12 protein-coding genes are annotated in these 25,574 nt (G+C 72.1%); 4 read left to right on the top strand and 8 right to left on the bottom strand.

Annotation, left to right across the window (positions count from 1 at the left end):
- Positions 1-88 precede the first annotated feature (88 nt).
- Both IE294_RS01105 and IE294_RS01110 read left to right on the top strand, forming a co-directional pair.
- Positions 89-1,279, top strand: coding sequence for an NAD(P)/FAD-dependent oxidoreductase (locus IE294_RS01105; protein ID WP_189881311.1), 1,191 nt, complete (start codon positions 89-91; stop codon positions 1,277-1,279).
- A 10-nt stretch (positions 1,280-1,289) separates the two neighbouring features.
- Positions 1,290-2,228, top strand: a complete 939-nt coding sequence (locus IE294_RS01110) for a sigma-70 family RNA polymerase sigma factor (RefSeq protein ID WP_189881312.1) — start codon at positions 1,290-1,292, stop codon at positions 2,226-2,228.
- A gap of 212 nt (positions 2,229-2,440) precedes the next feature.
- Here IE294_RS01110 and IE294_RS01115 read toward each other — a convergent pair whose 3' ends face one another.
- Positions 2,441-3,970 carry a helix-turn-helix domain-containing protein gene (locus tag IE294_RS01115; protein WP_014675621.1) on the bottom strand — a complete coding sequence of 510 codons (1,530 nt, stop codon included), beginning with the start codon at positions 3,968-3,970 and terminating at the stop codon, positions 2,441-2,443.
- A gap of 444 nt (positions 3,971-4,414) precedes the next feature.
- Between IE294_RS01115 and acnA the strand changes: the two genes are divergently transcribed.
- Complete coding sequence (acnA, locus tag IE294_RS01120) at positions 4,415-7,132, top strand: aconitate hydratase AcnA (RefSeq protein WP_306433291.1); 2,718 nt, start codon at positions 4,415-4,417, stop codon at positions 7,130-7,132.
- A 129-nt stretch (positions 7,133-7,261) separates the two neighbouring features.
- On the opposite strand, the gene IE294_RS01125 is transcribed toward acnA, so the two are convergent.
- The 5 genes from IE294_RS01125 to IE294_RS01145 all read right to left on the bottom strand — a co-directional run bounded on the left by IE294_RS01125 (position 7,262) and on the right by IE294_RS01145 (position 14,250).
- A complete protein-coding gene (locus IE294_RS01125; protein WP_229916972.1) occupies positions 7,262-10,009 on the bottom strand; it encodes a SpoIIE family protein phosphatase in 2,748 nt (915 codons plus the stop codon).
- Positions 10,010-11,036: 1,027 nt separating this feature from the next.
- Positions 11,037-11,486, bottom strand: coding sequence for a nucleotide exchange factor GrpE (grpE, locus tag IE294_RS01130; RefSeq protein WP_189881315.1), 450 nt, complete (start codon positions 11,484-11,486; stop codon positions 11,037-11,039).
- A 2-nt stretch (positions 11,487-11,488) separates the two neighbouring features.
- Positions 11,489-13,369: a molecular chaperone DnaK gene (gene dnaK / locus IE294_RS01135; protein WP_189881316.1), complete on the bottom strand. Its 1,881-nt coding sequence runs from the start codon at positions 13,367-13,369 to the stop codon at positions 11,489-11,491.
- Between the two features lie 35 nt (positions 13,370-13,404).
- Positions 13,405-13,776, bottom strand: coding sequence for a J domain-containing protein (locus IE294_RS01140; RefSeq protein WP_229916973.1), 372 nt, complete (start codon positions 13,774-13,776; stop codon positions 13,405-13,407).
- A 75-nt stretch (positions 13,777-13,851) separates the two neighbouring features.
- The gene (locus IE294_RS01145; protein WP_189881317.1) at positions 13,852-14,250 is read right to left on the bottom strand and encodes a hypothetical protein; all 399 of its coding nucleotides are present in this window, start codon (positions 14,248-14,250) and stop codon (positions 13,852-13,854) included.
- A 676-nt stretch (positions 14,251-14,926) separates the two neighbouring features.
- Here IE294_RS01145 and IE294_RS01150 point away from each other — a divergent pair.
- Positions 14,927-18,196: a GH92 family glycosyl hydrolase gene (locus tag IE294_RS01150; RefSeq protein WP_189881318.1), complete on the top strand. Its 3,270-nt coding sequence runs from the start codon at positions 14,927-14,929 to the stop codon at positions 18,194-18,196.
- A gap of 88 nt (positions 18,197-18,284) precedes the next feature.
- Here IE294_RS01150 and IE294_RS01155 read toward each other — a convergent pair whose 3' ends face one another.
- Positions 18,285-21,512: a tetratricopeptide repeat protein gene (locus IE294_RS01155; protein WP_189881319.1), complete on the bottom strand. Its 3,228-nt coding sequence runs from the start codon at positions 21,510-21,512 to the stop codon at positions 18,285-18,287.
- Positions 21,513-21,728: 216 nt separating this feature from the next.
- The gene (locus IE294_RS01160) at positions 21,729-25,532 is read right to left on the bottom strand and encodes a GH92 family glycosyl hydrolase (protein WP_229916974.1); all 3,804 of its coding nucleotides are present in this window, start codon (positions 25,530-25,532) and stop codon (positions 21,729-21,731) included.
- Positions 25,533-25,574 lie beyond the last annotated feature (42 nt).

The following is a 25,574-nucleotide window of genomic DNA, read 5'->3' on the forward strand; positions in this document are numbered from 1 at the left end:
GGCGGTGACCCGCGTCACACGCGGCTCCTGTCAGAAACAGGGACGCGGTCTCGTTCAAGGGGCACGCGAACGAGTGAGGAGCAACGCCATGAAGCACCGCATCGTCGTACTCGGCGCCGGATATGCCGGGGCCTTCGCCGCCGGAAACCTGGCCCGCCGGCTTTCCCCCGCCGACACCGAGATCACCGTCGTCAACGCCGAGCCGGACTTCGTCGAGCGGATGCGGCTCCACCAGCTCGCGATCGGCCAGGACCTCACGTTCCGCAGGCTGTCCGACGTGTTCGCCGGCACCGGGGTACGGCTGCGTCTGGCGCGCGTCACCGGCGTCGACCCCGAGCGCGGGACCGTCGCCGTGACGGGCGAGGACGGCGACGGCGAGGTCGCGTACGACACGCTCCTGCACGCGCTCGGCAGCTCCGTGGCCCACCATGGCGTCCCCGGCGCGGCCGAGTACGCCTTCGACGTGACCGGCCGGTCCGCGGCGCTGCGTCTGCGCGAGCGCCTCGCCGGCCTGGGCGAGGGCGGCACCGTGCTGGTCGTCGGTGAGGGACTGACCGGGATCGAGACCGCCACCGAGTTCGCCGAGTCCCGGCCCGACCTCTCGGTCGCGCTCGCCGCCCGCGGCGAGCCGGGCGCCTGGCTCTCCCCGAAGGCCCGCCGCCATCTGCGCCGAGCCTTCGACCGGCTCGGCATCACCGTCCACGAGCACACCGGCGTCGAAGCCGTCGAGCCGGACCGGGCGATCGCCGCCGACGGTACCTCCCTCCCGGCCGACGTGACCGTGTGGGCGGCCGGGTTCGCCGTACACCCCCTCGCGGCGGCCAGTGGCCTGGAGGTCACCGGCAGCGGCCAGATCGTCGTCGACCGCACCATGCGCTCGGTCTCGCACCCGGACGTCTACGCCGCCGGTGACTGCGCCTACGCGCTCGGCGACAACGGCCGGCCGCTGCCGATGTCCTGCGCCTCGGCCGGCTTCACCACCATGCAGGCAACGGCCGCGATCGTCGCGCGCCTGACGGGCGGTGGGGTCCCGACCGTGGGACTGAAGTACTACGGCAACCACATCAGCCTCGGGCGGCGGGACGCGATCTTCCAGATGGTGGACGGGGACGCCCGGTCGACGTCCTGGTACCTGGGCGGCCGGACCGCCGCGCGGCTCAAGGCGGGTGTGCTCCGGGGGGCCGGGTGGAGCGTCGCCCACCCGACCTACGGCATGCCGCGGCGCAGGCGCCGCCTGACCACCGCGCCCGAGCGGGCCGGAGTGCGGGCCGCCGCATAGGCTGCTTGGCATGGATAGAACAGACGTGGACCGGTTCGAGGCCGGCCGGGCCCGGCTGGCCTCGCTCGCCTACCGTCTGCTCGGCTCGGCCGCCGACGCCGAGGACGCCGTGCAGGACACGTTCCTGCGCTGGCAGGCCGCGGACCGGGACCGAATCGAGGTGCCGGAAGCATGGCTGACCAAGGTCGTCACCCATCTCTGCCTCGACCGGCTGCGCTCGGCGCGGGCCCGCCACGAGCGCGCGGCCGGTGCCTGGCTGCCCGAGCCGCTCCTCGACGGCGACCCGATGCTCGGCCCCGCCGACACCGTCGAGCAGCGCGCGGCGGTGTCCTTGGCCGTACTGACCCTCATGGAGCGCCTCTCGCCGGTCGAGCGGGCCGCCTACGTCCTGCGCGAGGCCTTCTCCTACGGCCACGCCGAGATCGCGCGGATCCTCGACATCACCGAGTCCGCGAGCCAGCAGCATGTGCACCGGGCCCGGCGCCGGGTCGCCGCCGAGCGTCGCGGCGGCGGCGAGGTGGACCCCGCGTCCGCGCGCCGGGTCGTCGAGGAGTTCCTCGCCGCGGCCGTGTCGGGGCGTACCGAACGGCTGGTGGCGCTGCTGACCGACGACGTGACGGCGGTCTCGGACGGCGCCGGCCTGGCCAGGCGGCTGCTGCGGTACACCTCGCGCGAACGCGTCGCCGTCTTCGTACGGGCCGGCTTCAAGCCCACGCCGGCGAAGCGGCGGCTGGCCGGCGGCTCGCCCGCGTTCCACATCGCGCCGGTCAACGGCTCCCCGGCCGTCCTCGCCGTGCTCGGCGACCGGGTCGTGGGCGCCGTGGCGTGCGAGGTTGCCGACGGCAAGGTCGCGTTCCTGTGCGGCATCGCCGCCGCGGACCGGCTCGCGCGCCTCAACGAGGCCTGGCGACGGCACGAACCCGACTCGCCGGTCATCGACGCGTGGTGACCGGAGCCGGCCGGAGCCACCGGAATCCGGTGCTCCTGGCCGCCCGGCCCCTCACACGGTCCGTCAGGAAGACGACCTGTCCCGCCGAGCGGACCGGGCGCCGGACCAAGTGGCGTCACCGTACGGGGAGTTCCGCCCGCACCGGCTTGGTGACCCCCTCCGTCCGTCACCGGGTGGGTTGACGACCACGTGGAGCGGGCCGCCCGAGAGGCTCAGATGTCCCGGAAGATCTCGATCTGTGCCCCGACCGAGTTCAGGCGCTCGGCCAGGTCCTCGTAGCCGCGGTTGATGACGTACACGTTGCGCAGCACCGACGTGCCCTCGGCCGCCATCATCGCCAGCAGTACGACCACCGCGGGGCGCAGGGCCGGCGGGCACATCATCTCGGCGGCGCGCCAGCGGGTCGGGCCCTCGACCAGCACCCGGTGCGGGTCCAGCAACTGGAGCCGTCCGCCGAGGCGGTTGAGGTCGGTCAGGTAGATCGCCCGGTTGTCGTACACCCAGTCGTGGATGAGGGTCTGACCCTGCGCCGACGCGGCGATGGCCGCGAAGAACGGGACGTTGTCGATGTTCAGGCCGGGGAACGGCATCGGGTGGATCTTGTCGATCGGCGCCTCCAACTTGGAGGGGCGGACCGTGAGGTCGACCAGGCGGGTGCGGCCGTTGTCCGCGGAGTACTCCGGCGACCGGTCGTGGTCGAGGCCCATCTCCTCCAGGACCGCCAGCTCGATCTCCAGGAACTCGATGGGCACCCGGCGCACCGTCAGCTCCGACTCGGTGACCACGGCGGCGGCCAGCAGGCTCATCGCCTCGACCGGGTCCTCGGAGGGGGAGTAGTCGACGTCCACGTCGATGTTCGGCACACCGTGCACGGTGAGCGTGGTGGTGCCGATGCCCTCCACCTTGACGCCCAGCGCCTCCAGGAAGAAGCACAGGTCCTGGACCATGTAGTTGGAGGAGGCGTTGCGGATGACCGTGACGCCGTCGTGCCGGGCGGCGGCCAGCAGCGCGTTCTCGGTCACGGTGTCGCCGCGCTCGGTCAGTACGATCGGCCGGTCGGGACGGACGGAGCGGTCCACCCGGGCGTGGTACTGGCCCTCGGTGGCCGCGATGTCCAGGCCGAACCGGCGCAGCGCGATCATGTGCGGCTCGATGGTCCGCGTACCCAGGTCGCAGCCGCCGGCGTACGGCAGCTTGAAGCCGTCCATGCGGTGCAGCAGCGGGCCCAGGAACATGATGATCGAGCGGGTGCGGACGGCGGCCTCCGCGTCGATCGCGTCCATCTCCAGCTCGGCGGGCGGGACGAGTTCGAGGTCGACGCCGTCGTTGATCCAGCGGGTGCGCACGCCGATGGAGTTGAGCACCTCCAGCAGGCGGTACACCTCCTCGATCCGGGCCACCCGGCGCAGCACCGTGCGTCCCTTGTTCAGCAGCGAGGCGCACAGCAGCGCCACGCACGCGTTCTTGCTGGTCTTGACGTCGATGGCGCCGGACAGACGGCGACCGCCGACCACGCGCAGATGCATCGGACCCGCGTAGCCCAGCGACACGATCTCGCTGTCCAGGGCTTCACCGATTCGGGCGATCATCTCAAGGCTGATGTTCTGGTTGCCGCGCTCGATGCGGTTGACGGCGCTCTGGCTGGTTCCGAGCGCCTCCGCGAGCTGCGTCTGTGTCCAGCCCCGGTGTTGCCGGGCGTCACGGATGAGCTTGCCGATGCGTACGAGGTAGTCGTCTGACATGAGGTTGAGGCTATCTCAGATATGAGATGGCGCCCGTCAGGGGGTCCATTCGGGTGACACCGGTGACGGGCTGTCAGGACCGATGGGCCGAACGCACGCTGTGTACCCGTAAAGATCGTGACAAATCCACCGATGTCGCCTGAGAGTGGGCTTGGCGCGGGCCGCGTGCGGCGGGTGCGCGCCTCGGTCGACGGGGACTCGCCGGCCGGGAGGGACCGCGACCGTGCTGCGGCGGGTGACGTACGGCGCCTCGGGGCCGGGTCGGACATGACCGGACCGCGCCCATGTACTAGAGTTATCTCGACATCGAGATATCTGCCGAGGCGCACCGTAGCCGCCACTCCAGTAAGGCATGCCTAACTTAGCCTGACCTTACTGGTTCGGCCAAGTCGGCGTGGCGGCACGATTGACGGTGGTACGCGCACATCAATGAAGGAGACTGTCGTGTCGGCGAACAGCTTCGACGCCCGCAGCACGTTGCAGGTGGGCGACGAGTCGTACGAGATCTTCCGGCTGGACAAGGTGGAGGGCTCGGCCCGCCTGCCGTACAGCCTCAAGGTCCTGCTGGAGAACCTGCTCCGCACGGAGGACGGCGCGAACATCACCGCCGACCACATCCGCGCCCTCGGCACCTGGGACTCCCAGGCCCAGCCCTCCCAGGAGATCCAGTTCACGCCGGCCCGCGTGATCATGCAGGACTTCACCGGCGTGCCCTGTGTCGTGGACCTCGCCACGATGCGTGAGGCCGTGAAGGAGCTGGGCGGCGACCCGGCCAAGATCAACCCGCTGGCGCCGGCCGAGCTGGTCATCGACCACTCCGTCATCGCCGACAAGTTCGGCACGAACGACGCCTTCAAGCAGAACGTCGAGCTGGAGTACGGCCGCAACAAGGAGCGCTACCAGTTCCTGCGCTGGGGCCAGACCGCCTTCGACGAGTTCAAGGTCGTCCCGCCGGGCACCGGCATCGTCCACCAGGTGAACATCGAGCACCTGGCCCGTGTCGTGATGGTCCGCGACGGCAAGGCCTACCCGGACACCCTGGTCGGCACCGACTCGCACACCACCATGGTCAACGGCCTCGGCGTCCTCGGCTGGGGCGTCGGCGGCATCGAGGCCGAGGCCGCCATGCTCGGCCAGCCGGTCTCCATGCTGATCCCGCGCGTCGTCGGCTTCAAGCTCACCGGTGAGCTCCAGCCCGGCACCACCGCCACCGACCTCGTGCTCACCATCACCGAGATGCTGCGCAAGCACGGCGTCGTCGGCAAGTTCGTCGAGTTCTACGGCGAGGGCGTCGCCGCCACCTCGCTCGCCAACCGCGCCACCATCGGCAACATGTCGCCGGAGTTCGGCTCCACCGCCGCGATCTTCCCGATCGACGACGAGACCCTGAACTACCTGCGCCTGACCGGCCGCTCCGCGCAGCAGGTCGCCCTGGTGGAGGCCTACGCCAAGGAGCAGGGCCTCTGGCTGGACCCGGCCGCCGAGCCCGACTTCTCCGAGAAGCTGGAGCTGGACCTCTCCACCGTCGTCCCGTCCATCGCCGGCCCGAAGCGCCCGCAGGACCGCATCGTCCTCGCGAACGCCGCCGAGCAGTTCAAGCTGGACGTCCGCAACTACGTGGACGACGTCGACGAGGCGGGCAAGGAGTCCTTCCCGGCCTCCGACGCCCCGGCCGTCGCCCCGAACGGCTTCCCGAGCAACCCGGTCCCGGTGACCGCCCCCGACGGCACCACCTACGAGCTGGACCACGGTGCGGTGACGGTCGCGGCCATCACCTCCTGCACCAACACCTCCAACCCGTACGTCATGATCGGCGCCGCCCTGGTCGCCAAGAAGGCGGTCGAGAAGGGCCTCACCCGCAAGCCGTGGGTCAAGTCCACCCTCGCCCCGGGTTCGAAGGTCGTCACCGACTACTTCGAGAAGGCCGGCCTCACGCCGTACCTGGACAAGCTGGGCTTCAACCTCGTCGGCTACGGCTGCACCACCTGCATCGGCAACTCCGGCCCGCTGCCGGAGGAGGTCTCCAAGGCCGTCAACGACCACGACCTCGCGGTCACCTCGGTCCTCTCCGGCAACCGGAACTTCGAGGGCCGCATCAACCCCGACGTCAAGATGAACTACCTGGCGTCCCCGCCGCTGGTCGTCGCGTACGCCATCGCGGGCTCCATGAAGGTGGACATCACCCGGGAGGCCCTCGGCACCGACCAGGACGGCAACCCGGTCTACCTGAAGGACATCTGGCCGACCGAGGCCGAGGTCAACGACGTCGTCGCCAACGCCATCGGCGAGGACATGTTCGCCAAGTCCTACGCGGACGTCTTCGCCGGCGACGCCCAGTGGCAGTCGCTGCCGGTCCCGACGGGCAACACCTTCGAGTGGGACCCGCAGTCCACCTACGTCCGCAAGCCCCCGTACTTCGAGGGCATGGGCATGGAGCCGGCCCCGGTCGAGGACATCTCCGGCGCCCGCGTCCTCGCCAAGCTGGGCGACTCGGTCACCACCGACCACATCTCCCCGGCCGGTGCCATCAAGGCCGACACCCCGGCCGGCAAGTACCTCACGGAGCACGGCGTCGAGCGCCGCGACTTCAACAGCTACGGCTCCCGTCGCGGCAACCACGAGGTCATGATCCGCGGTACGTTCGCCAACATCCGCCTGCGCAACCAGATCGCGCCGGGCACCGAGGGCGGCTACACCCGCGACTTCACGCAGGACGGCGCCCCGGTCTCCTTCATCTACGACGCCTCGCAGAACTACCAGGCCGCCGGCATCCCGCTGGTCGTCCTGGCCGGCAAGGAGTACGGCTCCGGCTCGTCCCGCGACTGGGCGGCCAAGGGCACCGCGCTGCTCGGCGTCAAGGCCGTCATCGCCGAGTCCTACGAGCGCATCCACCGCTCCAACCTCATCGGCATGGGCGTGCTCCCGCTCCAGTTCCCGGAGGGCGCCTCGGCCCAGTCCCTCGGCCTGACCGGTGAGGAGACCTTCTCGTTCTCCGGCGTCACCGAGCTGAACGAGGGCCGTACGCCGCGCACGGTCAAGGTCACCACCGACACCGGTGTCGAGTTCGACGCGGTCGTCCGCATCGACACCCCCGGTGAGGCCGACTACTACCGCAACGGCGGCATCATGCAGTACGTGCTGCGCAACCTGATCCGCAAGTAGGCGGTAACGGCCCCGGCCGTTCAGGGCCGTATCCCCGGCACCGGGGGTACGGCCCTTCGCCGTACCCGTGCCGCTCCCTCTCGCTCCCGCGCGGTCTCCGGGGCGCCCGGCAGGGCTCGGGCCGGACCGTCAGTCCCCGAGGTCCCCGAGGTCCCCGAGGTCCCCGAGGTCCTCCAGGTCCGCGAAGTCCCCGATCAGCCGCGTGAGGTCCGGAGCCGCCAGCTCCGCCCAGATCACCTTGCCCTGGGGCGTGTAGCGGGTGCCCCAGCGCTCGGCCAGCCGGGAGACCAGGAACAGACCCCGGCCGCCCTCGTCGGTCGTCGCCGCGTACCGCAGATGCGGTGAGGTGCTGCTGCCGTCGGCCACCTCGCAGATCAGCGTGCGGTCATGGATGAGCCGCACATGGATCGGGTCGGAGCCGTACCGGATGGCGTTGGTGATCAGCTCGCTCAGCACCAGCTCCGTCCCGAAGTCCAGCTCGGACAGCCCCCACTCGGCCAGTTTGGCCGAGACCGCCCCGCGCATCCCCGACACGGCGGCCGGGTCGCGCGGCACGTCCCAGTCGGCGACCCGGTCGGCCGGCAGGGCCCGGGTGCGCGCGACGAGCAGGGCGACGTCGTCACCGGGGCGCTCGGGCAGCAGGCGCTCCAGCACCGCCTGGCAGCTCTCCTCCGGCGACCGGCCGGGGTGACCCGCCAGCGCCCGGCGCAGCAGCTCCATGCCCTCGTCCAGGTCGCGCCTGCGGTCCTCGATCAGACCGTCGGTGTACAGGACGAGCTGGCTGCCCTCGGGCAGCTCCAGCTCGGCCGTCTGGAACGGCAGGCCGCCCAGGCCCAGCGGGGGCCCGGCCGGTACATCGGGGTAGGTGACGCTGCCGTCGGGACGGACCAGCGCGGGCGCGAGATGTCCGGCCCGGGCCATCACACAGCGGCGCGTCACCGGGTCGTAGATCGCGTACAGGCAGGTCGCGCCGACGATCTCGCCGGACTTCTCCGGGCAGGGCTCGTCCTGGTCGAGGCGGCCGACCAGGTCGTCCACGTGCTGGAGCAGCTCGTCGGGCGGCAGGTCGAGCGTCGAGAAGTTGTGCACCGCCGTCCGCAGCCGGCCCATCGTCGCGGCGGCGTGCAGACCGTGCCCCACCACGTCACCGACGGCCAGCGCCACGCGGCTGCCCGACAGCGGGATCACGTCGAACCAGTCCCCGCTCACCCCGGACTGCGCCGGCAGATAGCGGTAGCCGACGTCGAGGGCGCTCTGCTCGGGCAGGGCCCGGGGCAGCAGACTGCGCTGGAGGGTGACCGCGAGGGCGTGCTCGCGGGTGTACCGGCGGGCGTTGTCGATGCTGACCGCGGCCCGGGCCACCAGCTCCTCCGCCAAGGTCAGCTCCTCCGCGTCGAAGGGCTCCCGCTTGGACCGCCAGAAGGTGGCCATGCCCAGGACGACGCCGCGCGCCCGGATGGGAGCGGCGATGAGCGAGTGGATGCCGTAGTCCAGGATCCGCCGGCCCCGCTCGGGGTCCTGCGCCCTCCAGCCCTCGGCCCTGGTCAGGTCGGTCACCAGCTCGGAGCGTCCGGCGCCGTAGCCGCGCGCCTGCGGGGTGGAGGGCAGGAAGTCGATCAGCCGGCCCAGCTCGTAGAGGGGGTGGTCGTCCTGGATGCCGCTCACGGCGACCCGGCGGATGTCGTGCGCCGTCGGCGCCGGTTCCTCGCCGTGCAGGACGGCGTCGGCCAGGTCGACGGTGACGAAGTCGGCGAACCGGGGGACGGCGACCCGCGCCAGTTCGTCGGCCGTGCGGACCACGTCCAGGGTGCTGCCTATGCACAGCCCCGCGTCGTACAGCAGCTCCAGCCGCTCGCGGGCGGCCTCGGCGCGGCCGGACACCGCCTGGAGCTCGGTGGAGTCGCGGAGCGTCACGACGGTGCCCCGGGGGCCGCCCGCGTACTGCGTGGGCCGCTGGTTGACCGCCAGCAGACGCCCCTTGGCGAAGTGCACCTCGTCGCTGGCCTCGCGCCCGGAGGCGAGCAGCTCCGCCGTCGCCGGGTCGAGTTCCGGCAGCTCCCGCACCGTGCGGCCCTCGGCGTCGGGGGGCAGTTCCAGCAGGCGCCGGGCCTCGTCGTTGGCGAGCAGCAGCCGGCCGTCGGCACCGATGATGAGGACGCCCTCGCGCACCGAGTGCAGGACCGCGTCGTGGTGCTCGTACATGCGGGTCATCTCGTCCGGGCCCAAGCCGCGGGTCTGCCGCCGCAGCCTGCGGCCGACCAGGGCCGTGCCGCCGGTCGACACCAGGAGCGCGCCGCCACCGGCGGCGAGGATGATCGGCAGCTGCCGGTGCAGCTCGCCGGTGACGTGATTGACCTTCAGTCCGGCGGAGACGAGGGCGACCACCTTGCCGTGGGTGTCGTCCACGGGCACGGTGGCCTGGACCTCGTGGCCCAGCGGGCCCTGGACGCTCTCGGTGTAGACCTTCCCGGCCAGCGACGGCCCTATGGCGCCGACGAACCGCCCGCCGATCCGGCTGGGTATGGGATGGGTGTAGCGGTTGCCGTGGGTGTCCATGACGACGATGAAGTCCACGCCCGCCGATCTGCGTCCCGCCTCCGTCAGCGGCTGGAGGACGCGGGCCGGGTCGGGGCTCTTCAGGGCGCGCAGCAGGCCCGGGGCGTGGGCGAAGGTCTGCGCGACGGCTATGGACCGACGCCTGGCCTCCGTGCTGGTGTCCCGTTTCGACTGGAGCACGAGGGCGACGACGGCGCAGAGCACGAGCAGCATCACCAGCGCCACCTGGAGCAGGAAGACCTGTCCGGCGACGCTGCGGGGGCTCTTGCCGATCACAGTGCGCCATGAGAAGCGCCTGAATCGGACAGATGTGTCCGACATGTGGCATTTGTAGCACCGCTTTCCACCGGGTGGCTATGGTCCGTCCACGAGATGGACACGGGGGCCTCCGGCCTGCCGACGGGGCCGGGGGCCGTGGGCGGCGTAGGTGGTGTGTCTACGGCGGGTTCGTCCGGATGGCTACGGCGGCCCCGTGTGCCGTCGGCCGTGCCGGGGCCGTGGGCGGTGGAGGAGGCGGGCATACGGCGGTCCGTCAGCCGGGCCGGTCTCGCGGACTGGCGGCCACGGCGGCGCCACGGCCACCGGCCGGACGGGTCGGCACGGGCGGTATGTGGCGGTTCAGCGTCCCGCTGGCCGAGTGGGGTGCGTCCACGGCTGGCTACGGCGGGTTCGTATGCCGTCGGCCGTGCCGGGGCCGTGGGCGGTGGAGGAGGCGGGCCTACGGCGGTCCGTCAGCCGGGCCGGTCTCGCGGACTGGCGGCCACGGCGGCACCACGGCCACCGGCCGGACCGGATCCGCGTACGCAGAACGCGGCGGCGCAGCGTCCCGCTGGCCGAGCGGGGTTCGCCCCGGGTGCACACGGCGGGCCCGCTGTCACCCGTCAGCCGGATCGCTCACCCGCTTCCGGATCACCGCTCCGCCTCGGGCACCGTCCGCTCCGCTTCGGGCACGGTCCGCTTCGCCTCTGGCACCGCCCGTCCCGCTTCCGGGCGCCCGCCCCGCCTCCGGACCCCCGCCCCACCTCCAAACCGCCCGCCCCGCCTCCAGGCCCCCACGCTCGGGCGGCCCCCACCCTCGGGGCACGACGGTCCCGTCACCGTCACCCGTTCGGTACCCGCCCCCGCCCAACGCGGTCACCGCGGCCCGGTCGCCCCCGCGTGCGGGCCGCCCCCATCCCCGGGGTCACCGCGGCCCCGGTCGCCGTCACCCGTTCGGTACCCTCGCCCCCACCCCGGGGGTCACCGCGGCCCCGGTCACCGTCACCCGTTCGGTACCCGCCCCCCGTCCAACGCGGTCACCGCGGCCCCGGTCGCCGTTGCCTGGTTCACCCCCGCCCGCCCAACGGCGTCACGGTGGTCCGGTCACCGTGACGTGGGCGGGGCGTAGGAGGCGGTCGCCGAGGCGGTAGCCGGGGCGGAGGATCTCCGCGCAGACCAGCCGCCGCGCGCCCGGCGCCGTACGGTGCACGATCGCCTCGTGGCACGCCGGGTCGAACGGCTCACCCTCCTCCCCGAACGCCCGTAGCCCCAGCGAGCCCAGCTGGGTCCGCAGCGTGTCGGTGATGTCCTTCAGGCCGGGGGTCAGCGGCTCGTGCGCGCACGCCCGGTCCACGGCGTCCACCACCGGCAGGAGCGCCGTCAGCACGTTGGCGACGGCGATCTCCCGCACGGCCATGCGGTCCCGCCGCACCCGCTTGCGGTAGTTGTCGTACTCCGCCTTCACCCGCTGGAGATCGGCGGTGCGCTCCCGCAGCAGGCGCTCCACCTCGTCCGAGCTCCGCGTCCGCGCCCCGTCCATCGTCAGCCCGCCTCCGGCTTGTCGTCGTCGACGATCTCGGCGTCCACCACCTCGTCGTCCCCGCCGGCGCCCGCCGTACCCCCGGCACCGGCCTGGCCGCCCTGGCCCGCCTGCCCGCCCCCGGCCTGCTCGCTCCGCGACCGCTCGTACAGCGCCGTACCGATCTTCTGCGCGGCCTGCGCGGCATGGTCCAGGGCCTGCCGGATCGCCGCCGTGTCCTGCGACTTCAGCTTCTCCTTCAGCTCGGCCAGCGCCGCCTGGGTCTCGGACTTCGCGTCGGCCGGGATCTTGTCGCCGTTCTCCCTGATCAGCTTCTCGGTGGAGTAGACGAGCTGCTCGGCCTGGTTCCGCGTCTCCGCGGCCTCCCGCCGGGTGCGGTCCTCCTCCGCGTGCTGCTCCGCCTCCCGGACCATCCGGTCGATGTCGTCGCGGGGCAGCGCCGAACCACCGGTCACCGTCATCTTCTGCTCCTTGCCGGTGCCGAGGTCCTTCGCCGAGACGTGCATGATGCCGTTGGCGTCGATGTCGAAGGCCACCTCGACCTGCGGCACCCCGCGCGGAGCGGGCGCGATGCCGGTCAGCTCGAACATGCCGAGCTTCTTGTTGTACGCGGCGATCTCCCGCTCGCCCTGGTAGACCTGCACGGTCACCGAGGGCTGGTTGTCCTCGGCCGTCGTGAAGATCTCCGCACGCCGGGTCGGGATCGTCGTGTTCCGCTCGATCAGCTTGGTCATGATGCCGCCCTTGGTCTCGATGCCGAGGGACAGCGGGGTGACGTCGAGCAGCAGGACGTCCTTGACCTCGCCCTTGAGCACACCGGCCTGGAGGCTGGCGCCGACGGCCACCACCTCGTCCGGGTTCACGCCCTTGTGCGGCTCCTTGCCGGTCAGCTCCTTCACCAGCTCGGTGACGGCCGGCATCCGCGTCGAACCGCCCACCAGGACCACGTGGTCGATGTCGGACACCTTGATCCCGGCATCCTTGATCGCGTTGTGGAACGGTGCCTTGCAGCGCTCCAGCAGATCCGCGGTGAGCTGCTGGAACTGCGCGCGCGTCAGCTTCTCGTCCAGGTGCAGCGGGCCCTCGGCGGACGCGGTGATGTACGGCAGGTTGATCGAGGTCTCGCTGGACGACGACAGCTCGATCTTCGCCCGCTCCGCCGCCTCCCGCAGCCGCTGCACGGCCATCTTGTCCTTGGCCAGGTCGACGCCGTAGTTGTTCCTGAACTGCGTGACCAGGTGGTCCACGACCCGCTGGTCCCAGTCGTCGCCGCCGAGACGCGTGTCGCCGTTGGTGGCCTTCACCTCGATGACGCCCTCGCCCATCTCCAGCAGCGACACGTCGAAGGTGCCGCCGCCCAGGTCGAAGACGAGGACGGTCTGCTCGTTGCCCTTGTCCAGCCCGTACGCCAGCGCCGCCGCCGTCGGCTCGTTGATGATCCGCAGGACGTTCAGGCCCGCGATCTCACCGGCCTCCTTGGTGGCCTGCCGCTGGGCGTCGTCGAAGTACGCGGGCACGGTGATCACCGCGTCGGTGACGTCCTCGCCGAGGTACGCCTCCGCGTCCCGCTTCAGCTTCTGCAACACGCGCGCGGAGATCTCCTGCGCGGTGTACCGCTTGCCGTCGATGTCCCCCTGGTCGGGGAACCGCCACGAGTGGTCCCCCATGTGCCGCTTGACCGAGCGCGCGGTGCGCTCCACGTTCGTCACGGCCTGCCGCTTGGCGACCTCGCCGACCAGTACCTCGCCGTTCTTGGCGAACGCGACGACCGACGGCGTGGTCCGTGCGCCCTCCGTGTTGGTGATGACGGTGGGCTCGCCGCCCTCCAGGACGGAGACCACCGAGTTCGTCGTACCGAGATCGATTCCGACCGGACGCGCCATCTGCGTGCTCCCTCTTCCTCGTCGGCCCGAGTGCCCTACGGCCGCTCACCGGGTTCCCAGTGCACCGGTCCCGCGCGCAGCGGCGGCTCGGGAGCCGCGCCGCCCGGCACGAAGAGGTACCGGAGGCGGGACAGCGGGCCGGCCGCGGCGGCGCCGGACGGGGCGCGGTGCCGGTGCCGGGACGACCGCTCGCGGGTCCGGTCGTAGACCGCGCGCCGCACCGGGTCCCGGAGCGTCTCGTACGCCGTACGCACCTCGTCGAACCGGGCCGCGGTGACCGCGTCCACCCGGGTGTCCGGCCGCAGTTCCCACGCCCTGCGGCGGAAGGCGGAAGCGATCGCCCCGGCCGTGGCGGACGGCGCCACACCGAGCACCGCGTACAGGTCCGGCTCCACCGTGCGGGTCACCTCCTCACCCACCGCGAGCTGCGCGTTCGAGCCGAATTGCCTTATCAATCGGGATAAAACCTGAGTGGACTTGTGTCAAGTGTGGCCGGACGCCGGGGCCGGCCGCTCCGGCACCCTGTGCCGCCGCAGGTTTCCGAGCAGCTCGCCGGCCTCCTCGGGCGGCACCGAGACCGCGACCCGTGAGAGGTGTGCGGTGGAGGGGGTGGGCCACAGGTCGACGACAACGGCCGGGTACCCACTCCGCAGCGCGACGAAGTCCCGTCCGCGCGGATGCCGCCATTCGCCCAGGGGGCGGGCGGGCCGCAGCCGGCCGTGTTCCGGCACTCCCCGCAGCGCGCGCCACCAGTCGGGCTCGGACCACGCGTCCTTGATCACCGCGTCCGGCAGCCGGACCTCCCGGCGGCGCGCCCGGAGCCGCTCGCCCCAGGACAGTCGCACCACGAGGTCGTCGCCGTCCATCAGCAGCCGTGCCACGGAGACCTCCCGAGAGCGGAACTCCGGTGCTTCTCTCCCCGCCGGGTTCCCCGCTCCGGGCCGCTGACCGAGGCGGGCGGGAGGGGGAGAGAGGGGCCGCCGACTCCGACGGCTCGGACGCGGGCCCGGCGGGAGGGGAAGAGAGGGACTGCCGGCCCCGGCGGCTCGGACGCGGGCCGGCTCCCGCACCGCGGGCTCGTCTCCGTCGGGTGTCCGGAGCGGGCCGGCCTCGGCACCCCGGCCTCGGTTCCTCTCCCTCGAACAGCGCGGCGTTCACGAGGCCGGACCGCGTCGACGTGATCACGGGCGTGCCGACGCCGATGAACCCCTTCCGGCTCGGCCGAGCCGCTCTGGGCGGACCCGGTGGCGTTCGCACCGGGTCCGCGAGCCGGGCAGGCGAGGGGGGTGGGCTGCCTGTCCGGAGGGAAATGGCCTGTAACCGCGTGGCTTGTGCGGCGAGATGGCGAGCGACATCGTTGTCAATCGTCGTGCACATGACTCTACCGCCCCAACCGACAACGATGTCAAGCCATGTGGCTGGTCCGGCCGGGTGATGAGGGCGTGCGCCTCCCGGCGCGTACGCGGTCTTCCGCGGTACCGGTGGCGCACGTTACTGTCCCTGCGGCTTGTGCGACCTGTGGTGCGCGACCCGTCCGTTAGGAGGAAGGGCCGCGTCATGCGTTTCAGACCCACGTCCCTGCTGCTGGCCGCGCTCCTCGCGACCGCCGGCACCGCAACTCCCGCCCTGGCGGCGCCCGCCGCGCCCCCCGGCCTCGTCAAGGACCCGACGCCGTACGTCGACCCGCTGATCGGCACCAGGAACGGCGGTGATGTCTTCCCGGGCGCCGTCGTGCCGTTCGGCATGCTCTCCTGGAGCCCGGAGAACACCCGCGGCGACGCCACGAGAACCGCGGCGCCGGGCGGCTACCAGTACGACGCCACCCGCATCCGCGGCTTCAGCCTCACCCACATGTCCGGCACCGGCTGCGCCGGCGGCAGCGGGGACATCCCGTTCTTCCCGTACGCCGGCGAGGTCACCTCCTCCCCGGCGGGCGACACCAAGGACGCCGTCTACGCCTCCGACTTCCGCCACGCCGACGAGACCGCCGAGCCCGGCCACTACAAGGTCGGCCTGGCCTCCGGCGTCACCGCCGACCTCACCGCCACCGCGCGCACCGGCTCGGCCCGCTTCACCTACCCGGCCGGCAAGCCCGCCTCCCTGCTGGTGCGCACCGCCAACTCCGAGGTGGGCTCGCAGGACTCGACGGTCACGATCGACCCGGACACCCGGACCATCTCCGGCTCGGTCACCTCCGGGAACTTCTGCGGCTACCTCGACCCCGAGGGCCAGCGCGCCTACTACACCCTCTACTTCACCGCCCGCTTCGACCGCGCCTTCCAGGCCACCGGTACCTGGCACGACGACCGGCTCGACCCCGGCTCCCGCGAGGCGTCCGGCGGCACCGGCGGCTTCTCGCACGGCGGGCGGCCGGTCGCCGGGAAGGGCGCGGGAGGGTACGTCCGGTTCGCGCCCGGCGACGGCCCGGTCAACGTCAAGGTCGGCATCTCCTACGTCAGCCCGGAGGCGGCCGAGGCCAACCTGACCGCCGAGAATCCGCGGGGGCGGTCCTTCGACGCCGTCCGGGAGGCGGCCCGCCGGGCCTGGCGGGAGCGGCTGGGAGCCATCCGGGTCGGCGGCGGCACGGACGCCGAGCGCACCACCTTCTACACCGCGCTCTACCACGCGCTGCTGCATCCCAACGTCATCAGCGACGCCGACGGCAGGTACCGGGGCGCCGACGGACGCGTGCACACGGTCGACCGGCGGCGGCACGCCCAGTACGGCACCTTCTCCGGCTGGGACGTCTACCGCGACCAGGTCCAGCTGCTGACGCTGCTCGACCCGCGCACGGGCTCGGACATCGCGCAGTCCCTGTACGAGCTGGCCCGGCAGAACGACGGCGTCTGGGACCGCTGGCTGCACGGCGCGAGCGGCACCCACGTCATGAACGGCGACCCCTCGCCGGCCGCGCTCGCCGGCATCCGCGCCTTCGGCGGCACGGACTTCGACCTCAAGGGCGCCCTGAAGTCCCTCGTGCGGGCGGCCACCGTCCCCACACCGCAGGACCTGTCCCCGGCCGGCAAGCCCGTGCTGTCGGTGGGCCAGCGCCCCTCCCTCGACAAGTACCTCAAGCTGCACTACATGCCGAGCGTGTCCAACGCCTGGGGCGGGGCCGCCGAGACCCTGGAGATGTCCACCGCGGACTTCGCGATCTCCCAACTCGCCCGCGCGGCGGGGGAGAAGGACACGGCGGGCACCTTCGCCCACCGCGCCCAGTGGTGGCAGAACAACTTCAACGTCGCCGCCGCGCCGGACGGCGGCTATATCGCGGGCCGGAAGGCCGACGGCAGCTGGGTCACCGGCTTCACCCCGGACACCGGCAACGGCTTCGTCGAGGGCACGGCCGCCCAGTACACCTGGATGGTCCCGCACGACCCGGCGGGCCTCTTCGCCGCGCTGGGCGGCCGGGAGGCGGCGCTCGCCCGGCTGGACGACTTCTTCCACGACGCCGACGGCGGCTGGGCCTTCACCGGCAACGGCGGCACCAAGTCCGAACTGGACAACGAGCCGTCGATCAACGTCCCCTACCTGTACGACTACGCCGGCGCCCCCTACAAGACGCAGGAGACCGTCCGCGCGGCGATGCGGCAGCTGTGGTCCACCGAGCCCGGCGGCATCCCCGGCAACGACGACCTCGGCGCGATGTCCGCCTGGTACGTCTTCTCCGCCCTCGGCATGTACCCGCAGGTGCCGTCCCGTGCCGAACTGGTCCTCGCCTCACCGCTGTTCGAGCGGATCGAGATCGACCGGCCGCACGGCAACGACATCTCCGTGCGCGCCACGGGAGCGGCGGCCGACGCGCCGTACGTCCGGTCCCTGAAGGTGAACGGCCGCAGCAGCGACCGGCCGTGGCTGCCCGCGTCCTTCGTCCGCGACGGCGGCCGGCTCGACTACACGCTGTCCGCCACCCCGGACCACGACTGGGGCGCGAGCAGCCCGCCGCCGTCCTTCCGGGAGGGCGAGCAGCCGTACCAGATCGGCGTCGGGCCCACCACGGCCACCCTCGCCCCCGGTGACAGCACGACCATCGGCATCCGCGCGCTGTCACTGACCGGCGGCACCGGTCCCGAGGTCCGCTTCCGGGTCCAGACCCCGGCCGGGGTGACGGCCACGCCCGCCGAGGGCACGGTCACCGACGGCGCCCGGCAGATCACGCTCACGGCGGCGCGGGACGCCGAGCAGGGCTTCGCCGACGTCCGGGTCACGGTGACCTCGGGCGACTCCTCCTACGAGCAGCCGGTGGCGCTCACCGTGGCCGCCCCGGGCACCCTGCTCGCCGCCTACAACAGCACCGGCGTCTCCGACGACGACGGCGACCACGACGAGGCCGACTACGACGGCGGCGGCTGGAGCTACTCCCGGCAGGCCCTCGCGGCGGCCGGCCTCACCCCGGGCAAGCAGGCGACGGCCGGCGGTCTCGCCTTCACCTGGCCCGCCTCACCGGCCGGCCGCCCCGACAACGCCTCGGCGTCCGGCCAGACCATCCTGCTGGACGGCCCGGCAGGCGCCCTGTCCTTCATCGGCAGCGCCGTCAACGGCAACCAGCAGACCAAGGCGACCGTCACCTACACCGACGGCACCACCGGCACCGTCGACCTGTCCTTCACCGACTGGACCGTGGGCGGCGGTGGCGGCTCCGTCCAGTACGGCAACGAGGTCATCGCCAAGACCGCGTACCGCAATGTCGCCGGCGCGGACAAGGACCCGGTGGCGACGTACGTCTTCGCCACCAAGCCGTACCAGGCCCCGGCGGGCAAGCAGATCAAGAGCGTCACGCTCCCGCGCGACACGGACCTGCACGTGTTCACCCTCGCGGTGCGCTGACACCGGCGGTGCGGGGCGCGCCGACACGGACTCCGCGCTCCGCACCGCGCCGGTGCACCTTCGTCACGGCCCTGGCCGGCGGCCGGCCTCAGCCCAGCTGGTGGAGCAGTTCCTGCACCGTGGCGAGCAAATCGTCCGGCACGAGTCCGTCCTCCTCGTACACCGCCACGACGCGTCGAAGCTGCCGTCTGGCCGCCGCGTCGGCGTCGAGCTGCGACTGGGCGAAGGCCAGATTCGACCGCGCGATCAGGGAGTCCCGGTGGCTCCGGCCCAGGGCGGCGTCCAACGGATCGACGAGCGCCACGAGTTGTCTGGCCGCGAGAGCCGTGTGTCCCTGGCGCAGCAGGACGGCCGCCAGAGCCTGGCGGTCCTGGAGGGTCTCCGCGTGGTCGGCCCCCAGGTCCCGGCTCTTCGCGGCGACGATCCGGCGCAGTTCGTCCTCCGCCTCGGCGTCCCGGCCCAGCTCGAAGTAGATGTCGGCCAGTTTCCGGCGGGCCGCGAGGAGGCGGGGCCCCTCGCCGTCGGCCGTATCCACCAAGGCTTCCACGACGGCACGGAGCAGGGCTTCCGCGTCCGCGTGCCGGTTCAACCGGTGCAGGGACTCCGCATGGTTGAGCCGGGCGTCGACGGTCTCGCGATGGCCGGCGCCGAAGATCTGCTCCAGCGCGAGGGCCGCTGTCCGCAGCAGCTTCTCCCCCTCGGCCGCCCGGCCGGTCGTGGCGAGCAGACCACCGAGGGCTCCGCGCGTGACGAGTGCCATGGGGTGAGCCCCTTCACCGATGCGGTCCCACGCGGCGAGCGTCGCGGACAGCTCCGCCTCGGCCTCGTCGAGCCGTCCGAGTTCGACGAGGGCGCGGCTGAGGTTGTTCCTGGTGACCAGGGTGCTGGGGTGGTCGGGTCCCTGGGTCCGGTCTTCCACCGCCAGGATCTCCGTGAAGGCGGCATGGGCCTGTTCCACCTCGCCGAGTTCGAGGAGCAGGTCGGCAAGTTCATGACGGGTCACGAGCGTCGGCAGTGCCGCCTCGCCCAGGGAGTCCGTCTTGACGCCGACCACCTGCTCGAACAGGGACCGGGCCCCGGCCAGGTCGCCCCGGGCGCGCAGGGTGCGGCCGAGTTCGTGCCGAGCCGCCAAGGTGACCGGGTGGTCGGGCCCCAGCACCTCCGCCGTGCGGGAGACGACGACGGACAGCTCGGCATGGGCGTAGGCGGCGTCCCCGCGCTCCAGACGGAGCCTGGCCAGTTCATGGCGTGCCGCCAGGGTGGTCCGGTGATCCGGGCCGAGGGTCTTCAGCGCCGATTCCAGGACGTGGGCGAGCTCCGCCTCGGCCTCGTCATAACGTCCTTGATCGTGCCGGAGGTAGGCCAGGTTGTGCCGTGTCGCCACGATGCGCGGCGCGTCCGCGGGAAGGCAGTGCCCGAGGGCGTCCAACGCGTGGCGGAGCTGCTCCTCCGCCAGCGCCCACACACCGGCCGTGTGAGCGTACGCGGCGGTCAGCGCGGCGAGGTCACCGCGGACCATCCACTCCTGCCCGGCCGCGTGGGAGGTGTCGGACGCGACCCACGTGCAGTGCGGTGCGAGCAGACGCCACAGCGGCCACGTCGACGTGTCGTCGCTCGGCAGCCCGCCGGCCACCTTCGCCAGCAGCACTGCGGCCAGGGTCGTGTACTCGGGTGCGCCCGCGACGGCGTCCGGCTGCATGCGCGTGATCTCACGGACGAGCGGGTGGACGACCAGGGTGTCCACCGTCGTACCGTCCGCCTCGATCCGGCGGCGGTTCAGCAGCCCGCAGCCGAGGAGACCGCGCACGGCCTCCTCCAGGCCGGTCGCCGACAGCCCGGCGAACACGCTCGCCCGCGTCAGCACGCTGCCGATGAGCAGCACGACCGGCAGGGGGTCGGGCGCGAAGAAGGAGATGAGCCGGAACAGCGGCCGTGCGACGCCGGCCCCCTTCGCCTCCAGCAGATCCAGGGACATCTCCCAGGTCCGCGTGAGCGGACCGGACGGGTCGTGTGACAGGGCCGAGACGGTTTCCGGGAACTCCCGGTCGAGCGCCGCCCGGTACGCGGCGAACGAGCGCGGCGTGTGCGACTCCGGAAGCACCGGGTCGTCGCTGGTCATGGCGAGGTACCTGCCCACCAGCAGCAGGGCGAGCGGCAGTCCGCCGAGCCGCCGGGACAGGCTCCGGGCCTCTTCCTCCGTCCCGGCCCGCGGGGCGAGTTCCCGGAGCATCGCGGCGCCGTGGGCCTCGCCGATCGGGTCGACGGTGTGCACGGCCGCCTGCCTCCACCAGGCGGCGGGCCGTTGCTCCCGGCTGGTGACCAACACGGTGCTCCCCGGCCGGGGTGCCCTGATCCAGTCGCGCACCGCCGACGGGTCGTCGGCGTTGTCGACGACCAGCAGCCATCGCCCCGTAGCCGGGTCGTCCAGCGCGCGCCACAGTACGTCCCGGGCCGCCTCCCGCCGTGACCACACCTCGCGGGCCTCCACGCGGGACACACCCGCCTGCACGGCGACCTCGCGCAACCCCTCCTCGAAGGTGCTGCGGGTCGCGGCGTCGACCCACCACACCTGCAACCCGGCGGTACGGCCCCGGCGGGCGAGCGCCAGCGCCACCGTGCTCTTGCCACAGCCGCCGACCCCGCACAGCACCACCCGGTCGCCGCCACGCGTCATCTGCTCCGCCAGCCCGGCCAGCAGCGCGTCCCGGCCACGGATGTGGTGTTCGATCGCGTCCTCGGGCACCGCGACCGACAGGTCTCCCGCGGGCTCACCGCCCATGCCCGGGAGCGAGGGCAGCCCCAGGTGCCGCTGGGCCAGGTGGATCAGGTCCGGCGCGGTGAGGAAGTCGGTGAGGGCGACCGCGTCGAAGACGTCCAGCTCGACGTCGTGGACCTCCCGTGCCTCACGTTGCAGCGCGTGCCGTGTGGCCACCGGCACGGGGGCGACGGTGAAGTACAGGACACGGTCCACGGCGCCGCCCTGTCCGTTGATCGCTGCCAGATCCTTCCTGACCTTGGCCGGGACGTTGGTCCTCTGGGTGGTGCAGGCCAGGACGACCCGCTGCGGCGACGCGAGAGCGGCGAACTCCGAGGCCGGGGGGTGCGGCGGGTGGACCAGGGCCGTCCAGAAGCTCTCGCCGTCCCGTCCCTGGTCGCCCCCGCTGCTCACCGGGCCGGTGGCCAGCAGCAGGTTGCTGACCAGACGCCGGCGGGCGACCTCCAGGCAGAGCCGCTCGAACTCGTGGTGCGCGTTGCGCTCGCCCATCGTGTGCAGCGCGAAGCGCACCAGCTCACCGATGTCCACGGGAGCGTGCATCGGTCGACCCCCCTCGTCGTACGCGGTGCGTGACAGGAGTCGATTCTGCCTCGGCGCACCGACAGAGGTGGGCGGAGCCGACCGGATCACCCTGGTGTGTGGGCACGGCCCGGGTACGCCGGCCACCGAGCCCGGCGACGACGTCGTACGGCCCCGGGGGACGCCTCGTGTCCGGCGGGCCCCCGGGGCCTCGTGTCAGCGCGGGCGGGCCGCTGTTCAGCCCAGCAGTTCCACCTCCGCCAGGGTCGACTCGCCGTCCAGGACCAGGCGGTACCTGGTGTAGGTGCCCGGTGCGGCGATGGTGAAGGCGCGGGTCTGGCGGTCCCACGTGAACGTTTCCCCGGAGCGGTGGTCCAGGGTCCGCCAGGTCGTGCCGTCGGTGGAGCCCTCCAGGGTCCAGCCGGTCGGTGCCTTCGTGCGGTCGGCTCCCGAGGTCAGCGTGTACTGGACCGGCCGTACACCACCCTCGGCCGGGAGGTCCGCCGAGGTGAGCGTCGCGCTCGTCGCCGAGGTGTCGTCGAAGAGCGGGCCGTCACCCTTCAGCACGTCCGCGCGGGGCGTCGGCACCTTGTCGTCCTGGGTGACGGAGACCGGCGCCGCGTCCTTCCCGGTGCCCCACGCCGACGGCTTGGAGCCCATGAAGAAGTCCAGCACCCCGCCCTTGGACAGCAGCGAGTGCGGGAGCGACGTCGACTTCCAGGGGCGGCCGTTGAACATGACGCCCTGGACGTAGACGTTCTTCGCGCTGTTCCCCGGCGCCCGCACCACCAGGTCCCGGCCGTTCTCCAGGTGCACGGTGACCTTCTTGAACAGCGGGGAGCCGATGGAGTACTCGCCGCTGCCCATCACCAGCGGGTAGAAGCCGAGCGCGGAGAAGAGGTACCAGGCCGACTGCTCGCCGTTGTCCTCGTCGCCGTGGTAGCCCTGCCCGATCTCGCTGCCGGTGTAGAGCCGGGACAGCGCCTCACGGACGTACGCCTGCGCCTTCCACGGTTCGCCGGCCGCGTCGTACATGTAGATGACGTGGTGCGCGACCTGGTTGGAGTGGCCGTACATGCCCATCCGGACGTCCCGCGCCTCGGTCATCTCGTGGATGACACCGCCGTAGGAGCCGACGTGGTCGGGGGAGGCCGTCTCCGGGGTGGCGAAGTACTCGTCCAGCTTGTCCGCCAGGCCCTGCCGGCCGCCGTACAGGTTGGCCAGGCCCCGGCTGTCCTGCGGGGCGGTGAAGGCGTAGCCCCAGCCGTTGGTCTCCGTGTAGTCGTACCCCCACACGCGCGGGTCGTACTTCGCGGAGTTCACGCGCCAGTCGCCCTTGGCGTCGCGCCCCTGGAAGAAGCCCGCCTTGGCGTCGAACAGGTTCACGTAGTCGCGGGCCCGGTTGAGGAAGTACTCCGACTCCTCCCGGTAGCGCTTCTCGCCGGTCTTCTTGTAGAGCGCCTCGCCCATCTTCGCGATGCCGTAGTCGTTGACGTAGCCCTCCATCGCCCACGACAGGCCCTCGTGCGTGTCGGTCGAGGTGTAGCCGAGGAAGGGCGAGGTGGACATGCCCTTGCGGCCCACGCCCGACATCGGCGGGACGACGGTCGCGTTCTTCACGGCCGCGTCGTACGCCGCCTTCGCGTCGAACTTCACGCCCTTGACGTAGGCGTCGGCGAACGCCACGTCCGAGGAGGTGCCGGTCATCAGGTCGGCGTAGCCGGGGGAGGACCAGCGGGAGGTCCAGCCGCCGTCCTTGTACTGCTGCACGAACCCGTCGACCATCTCGCCCGCCTGGGACGGGGTGAGGAACGAGTACGCGGGCCAGGTGGTCCGGTAGGTGTCCCAGAAGCCGTTGTTGACGTACACCTTGCCGTCCACGATCTTTGCGCCGGTGTGCGTCGGGGTGTCCGGGCCCGGCATCGCGGAGAACGGCGAGGCGTACCGGTCCTTGCCGTCGACCTGCTCGAAGCCCGAGTTGGGGTACAGGTACAGCCGGTACAGGCCGGAGTACAGCGTGGTGAGCTGGTCCGGGGTCGCGCCCTCCACCTCGACCTTGCCGAGCAGCTTGTCCCAGACCTGCTGGGCACGCCCCTTGACCGTGTCGAAGGAGGTGCCGTCCGGGATCTCCTGGCGCAGGTTGTCCTTGGCCTGGTCGACGCTGATGAGCGAGGTCGCCAGGCGCAGGGTCACCGTGTGGTCGGCGCCCGCGTCGAAGCGCAGGAAGCCCTTCACCCCGCTGGAGGCGCCGTCGGTGACCGGCTTGTCGAACTCGCCGTACACGAACAGCCGGGTCGCGCCCGTCGACAGGCCCGACTTCACGTCCGAGTAGCCGGTGACGGTCCCGTGCTCCTTGTCGAGCGTGAGTCCGGCCTGCTCGGTGACGTTGTCGAACAGCACGCTCGCGTCGTCACCGGGGTAGGTGAAGCGCAGGGCGGCGGCGTGGTCGGTCGGGGCCATCTCGGCCTTGAGGCCGTTCTCGAACCGGACGCCGTAGTAGTACGGCCGCGCGGTCTCGTTCTCGTGCCGGAAGGGCAGTTCCCGCGCCTCGCGGCCGGTGTCCGGGGTGCCGGACGCGGCCGACGGCATCAGCTGGAAGGTCTGCCGGTCGCCCATCCAGGGGCTCGGCTCATGGCTCGCGCTGAACGCCTGGATCGTCGGCAGGTTGTCCGCGTTGTTCGCCCGTGCGTACTCGTAGAGCCAGCTCAGCGAGGACGCGTTGGTCACCGGGGTCCAGAAGTTGAAGCCGTGCGGCAGGGCCGTCGCCGGGAAGTTGTTGCCGCGCGAGAAGCTGCCGCTGGAGTTGGTGCCGCGGGTGGTCAGCGCGTAGTCCGACAGGTGCGCCTTCGGCTTCTCGGGCGCCACCGGCTTCAGGGCCACGTCGTCCAGCCAGCCGCGGAACTTCGCCGGGCCGTCGGGGGAGTCGTACGCCACCAGGATGCGGTCGACGGTCTTGCCGGCCGCGACCGAGCCGATCCGCGCGGCCACGTTGTTCCACTGGTTGACGTACAGGGCCTTCGACGCGCCCTGCCCGCGCGGGGTGAGCGGGAAGCCGTGCTGGTCCAGCGCGCCCAGGCCGCTCAGATAGGTGCCGTCGGTGAAGGCCAGGTCGACGGAGACGTTGGTGGCGTCGTAGTCGCGGTCGCCGTCGGCCATCGACGGGAAGACGCGGTACGACAGCTCGGTGTCGCCGCCGACCCTGACGTTCACGTCGAAGACCTTGTTGTACGAATAGGCCCGGCCGGCCGCCGTGTGCCGGCCGGCGTAGCGCAGGGCGCGCTTTCCGGTGAACCCGGCGCGCGCCTTGGCGGTCGGCGAGCCGCTCGGGCCCTTGTCGACCAGGGTCAGCATGTCCTGCGGCACCGGACCGCCGCCGCTGCCGGTGGAGAACTGCACATCGGCGAGCTGGAGGATGTCCGGGGCGCCCGCGTTCTTCGTCACCTCCAGCCGGAAGTGCTGGTACTCGGCCGGCTCGGCGAGGTCGTACGACTTCGTCTGGAACCGCTCGGCGAAGTTCTCGCCCGAGCGGGTGTCGACCGTCTTCCAGTCCTTGCCGTCGGTGGAGCCCTTCAGGGTCCAGTCCTCGGGGTCGCGCTCGCCGAAGTCATTGGCCGAGGTGAGCGCGTACGTCGTTATCTTCACGGGCTTGTCCAGGTCGAACTCCACCCAGCCGGTGGGCTCGAAGGTCAGCCACTTGGTGCCGGGCTCGCCGTCGACGAGGTTCTCCTTGACCTCGCCGGCGCCGGTGTTCTCGCCGCTGGCCCGGACTTCGGTGACATGGTCGGTGACATTGCCCGGAATGCCCGTGCTGTAGCCGCCGTCGACGCCCGAGGCGCGCTTGGTGCCGTCCCGTCCGGTGTCGACGGTGTTCAGCCAGTCCGGCGCCGGGTCGCCCGCCTCGAACGAGGATGCGAACTCCCGGTCGGCCGCCGGAGCCTTGCCGGGCAGGGCGACCGCCGCGCCCTGCGCGCCGACGGCCATGACAAAGGCGGCCGTGAGGACGACCGCCGGGCCCCATCTGTGCCGCGTTCTCCGCTGCATCTACCGATTTCCCCTCCTGCGCCCCCTCCGGACAACGTTGTC

This window comes from Streptomyces canarius, from assembly GCF_014650735.1.
Taxonomy (GTDB): domain Bacteria; phylum Actinomycetota; class Actinomycetes; order Streptomycetales; family Streptomycetaceae; genus Streptomyces; species Streptomyces olivaceoviridis.

Coding starts and splice junctions, on each gene's coding strand:
- IE294_RS01105 (WP_189881311.1), top strand. CDS start 89: ATGAAGCACCGCATCGTCGTACTCGGCGCCGGATATGCCGGGGCCTTC.
- IE294_RS01110 (WP_189881312.1), top strand. CDS start 1,290: ATGGATAGAACAGACGTGGACCGGTTCGAGGCCGGCCGGGCCCGGCTG.
- IE294_RS01115 (WP_014675621.1), bottom strand. CDS start 3,970: ATGTCAGACGACTACCTCGTACGCATCGGCAAGCTCATCCGTGACGCC.
- IE294_RS01125 (WP_229916972.1), bottom strand. CDS start 10,009: ATGTCGGACACATCTGTCCGATTCAGGCGCTTCTCATGGCGCACTGTG.
- grpE (WP_189881315.1), bottom strand. CDS start 11,486: ATGGACGGGGCGCGGACGCGGAGCTCGGACGAGGTGGAGCGCCTGCTG.
- dnaK (WP_189881316.1), bottom strand. CDS start 13,369: ATGGCGCGTCCGGTCGGAATCGATCTCGGTACGACGAACTCGGTGGTC.
- IE294_RS01150 (WP_189881318.1), top strand. CDS start 14,927: ATGCGTTTCAGACCCACGTCCCTGCTGCTGGCCGCGCTCCTCGCGACC.
- IE294_RS01155 (WP_189881319.1), bottom strand. CDS start 21,512: ATGCACGCTCCCGTGGACATCGGTGAGCTGGTGCGCTTCGCGCTGCAC.
- IE294_RS01160 (WP_229916974.1), bottom strand. CDS start 25,532: ATGCAGCGGAGAACGCGGCACAGATGGGGCCCGGCGGTCGTCCTCACG.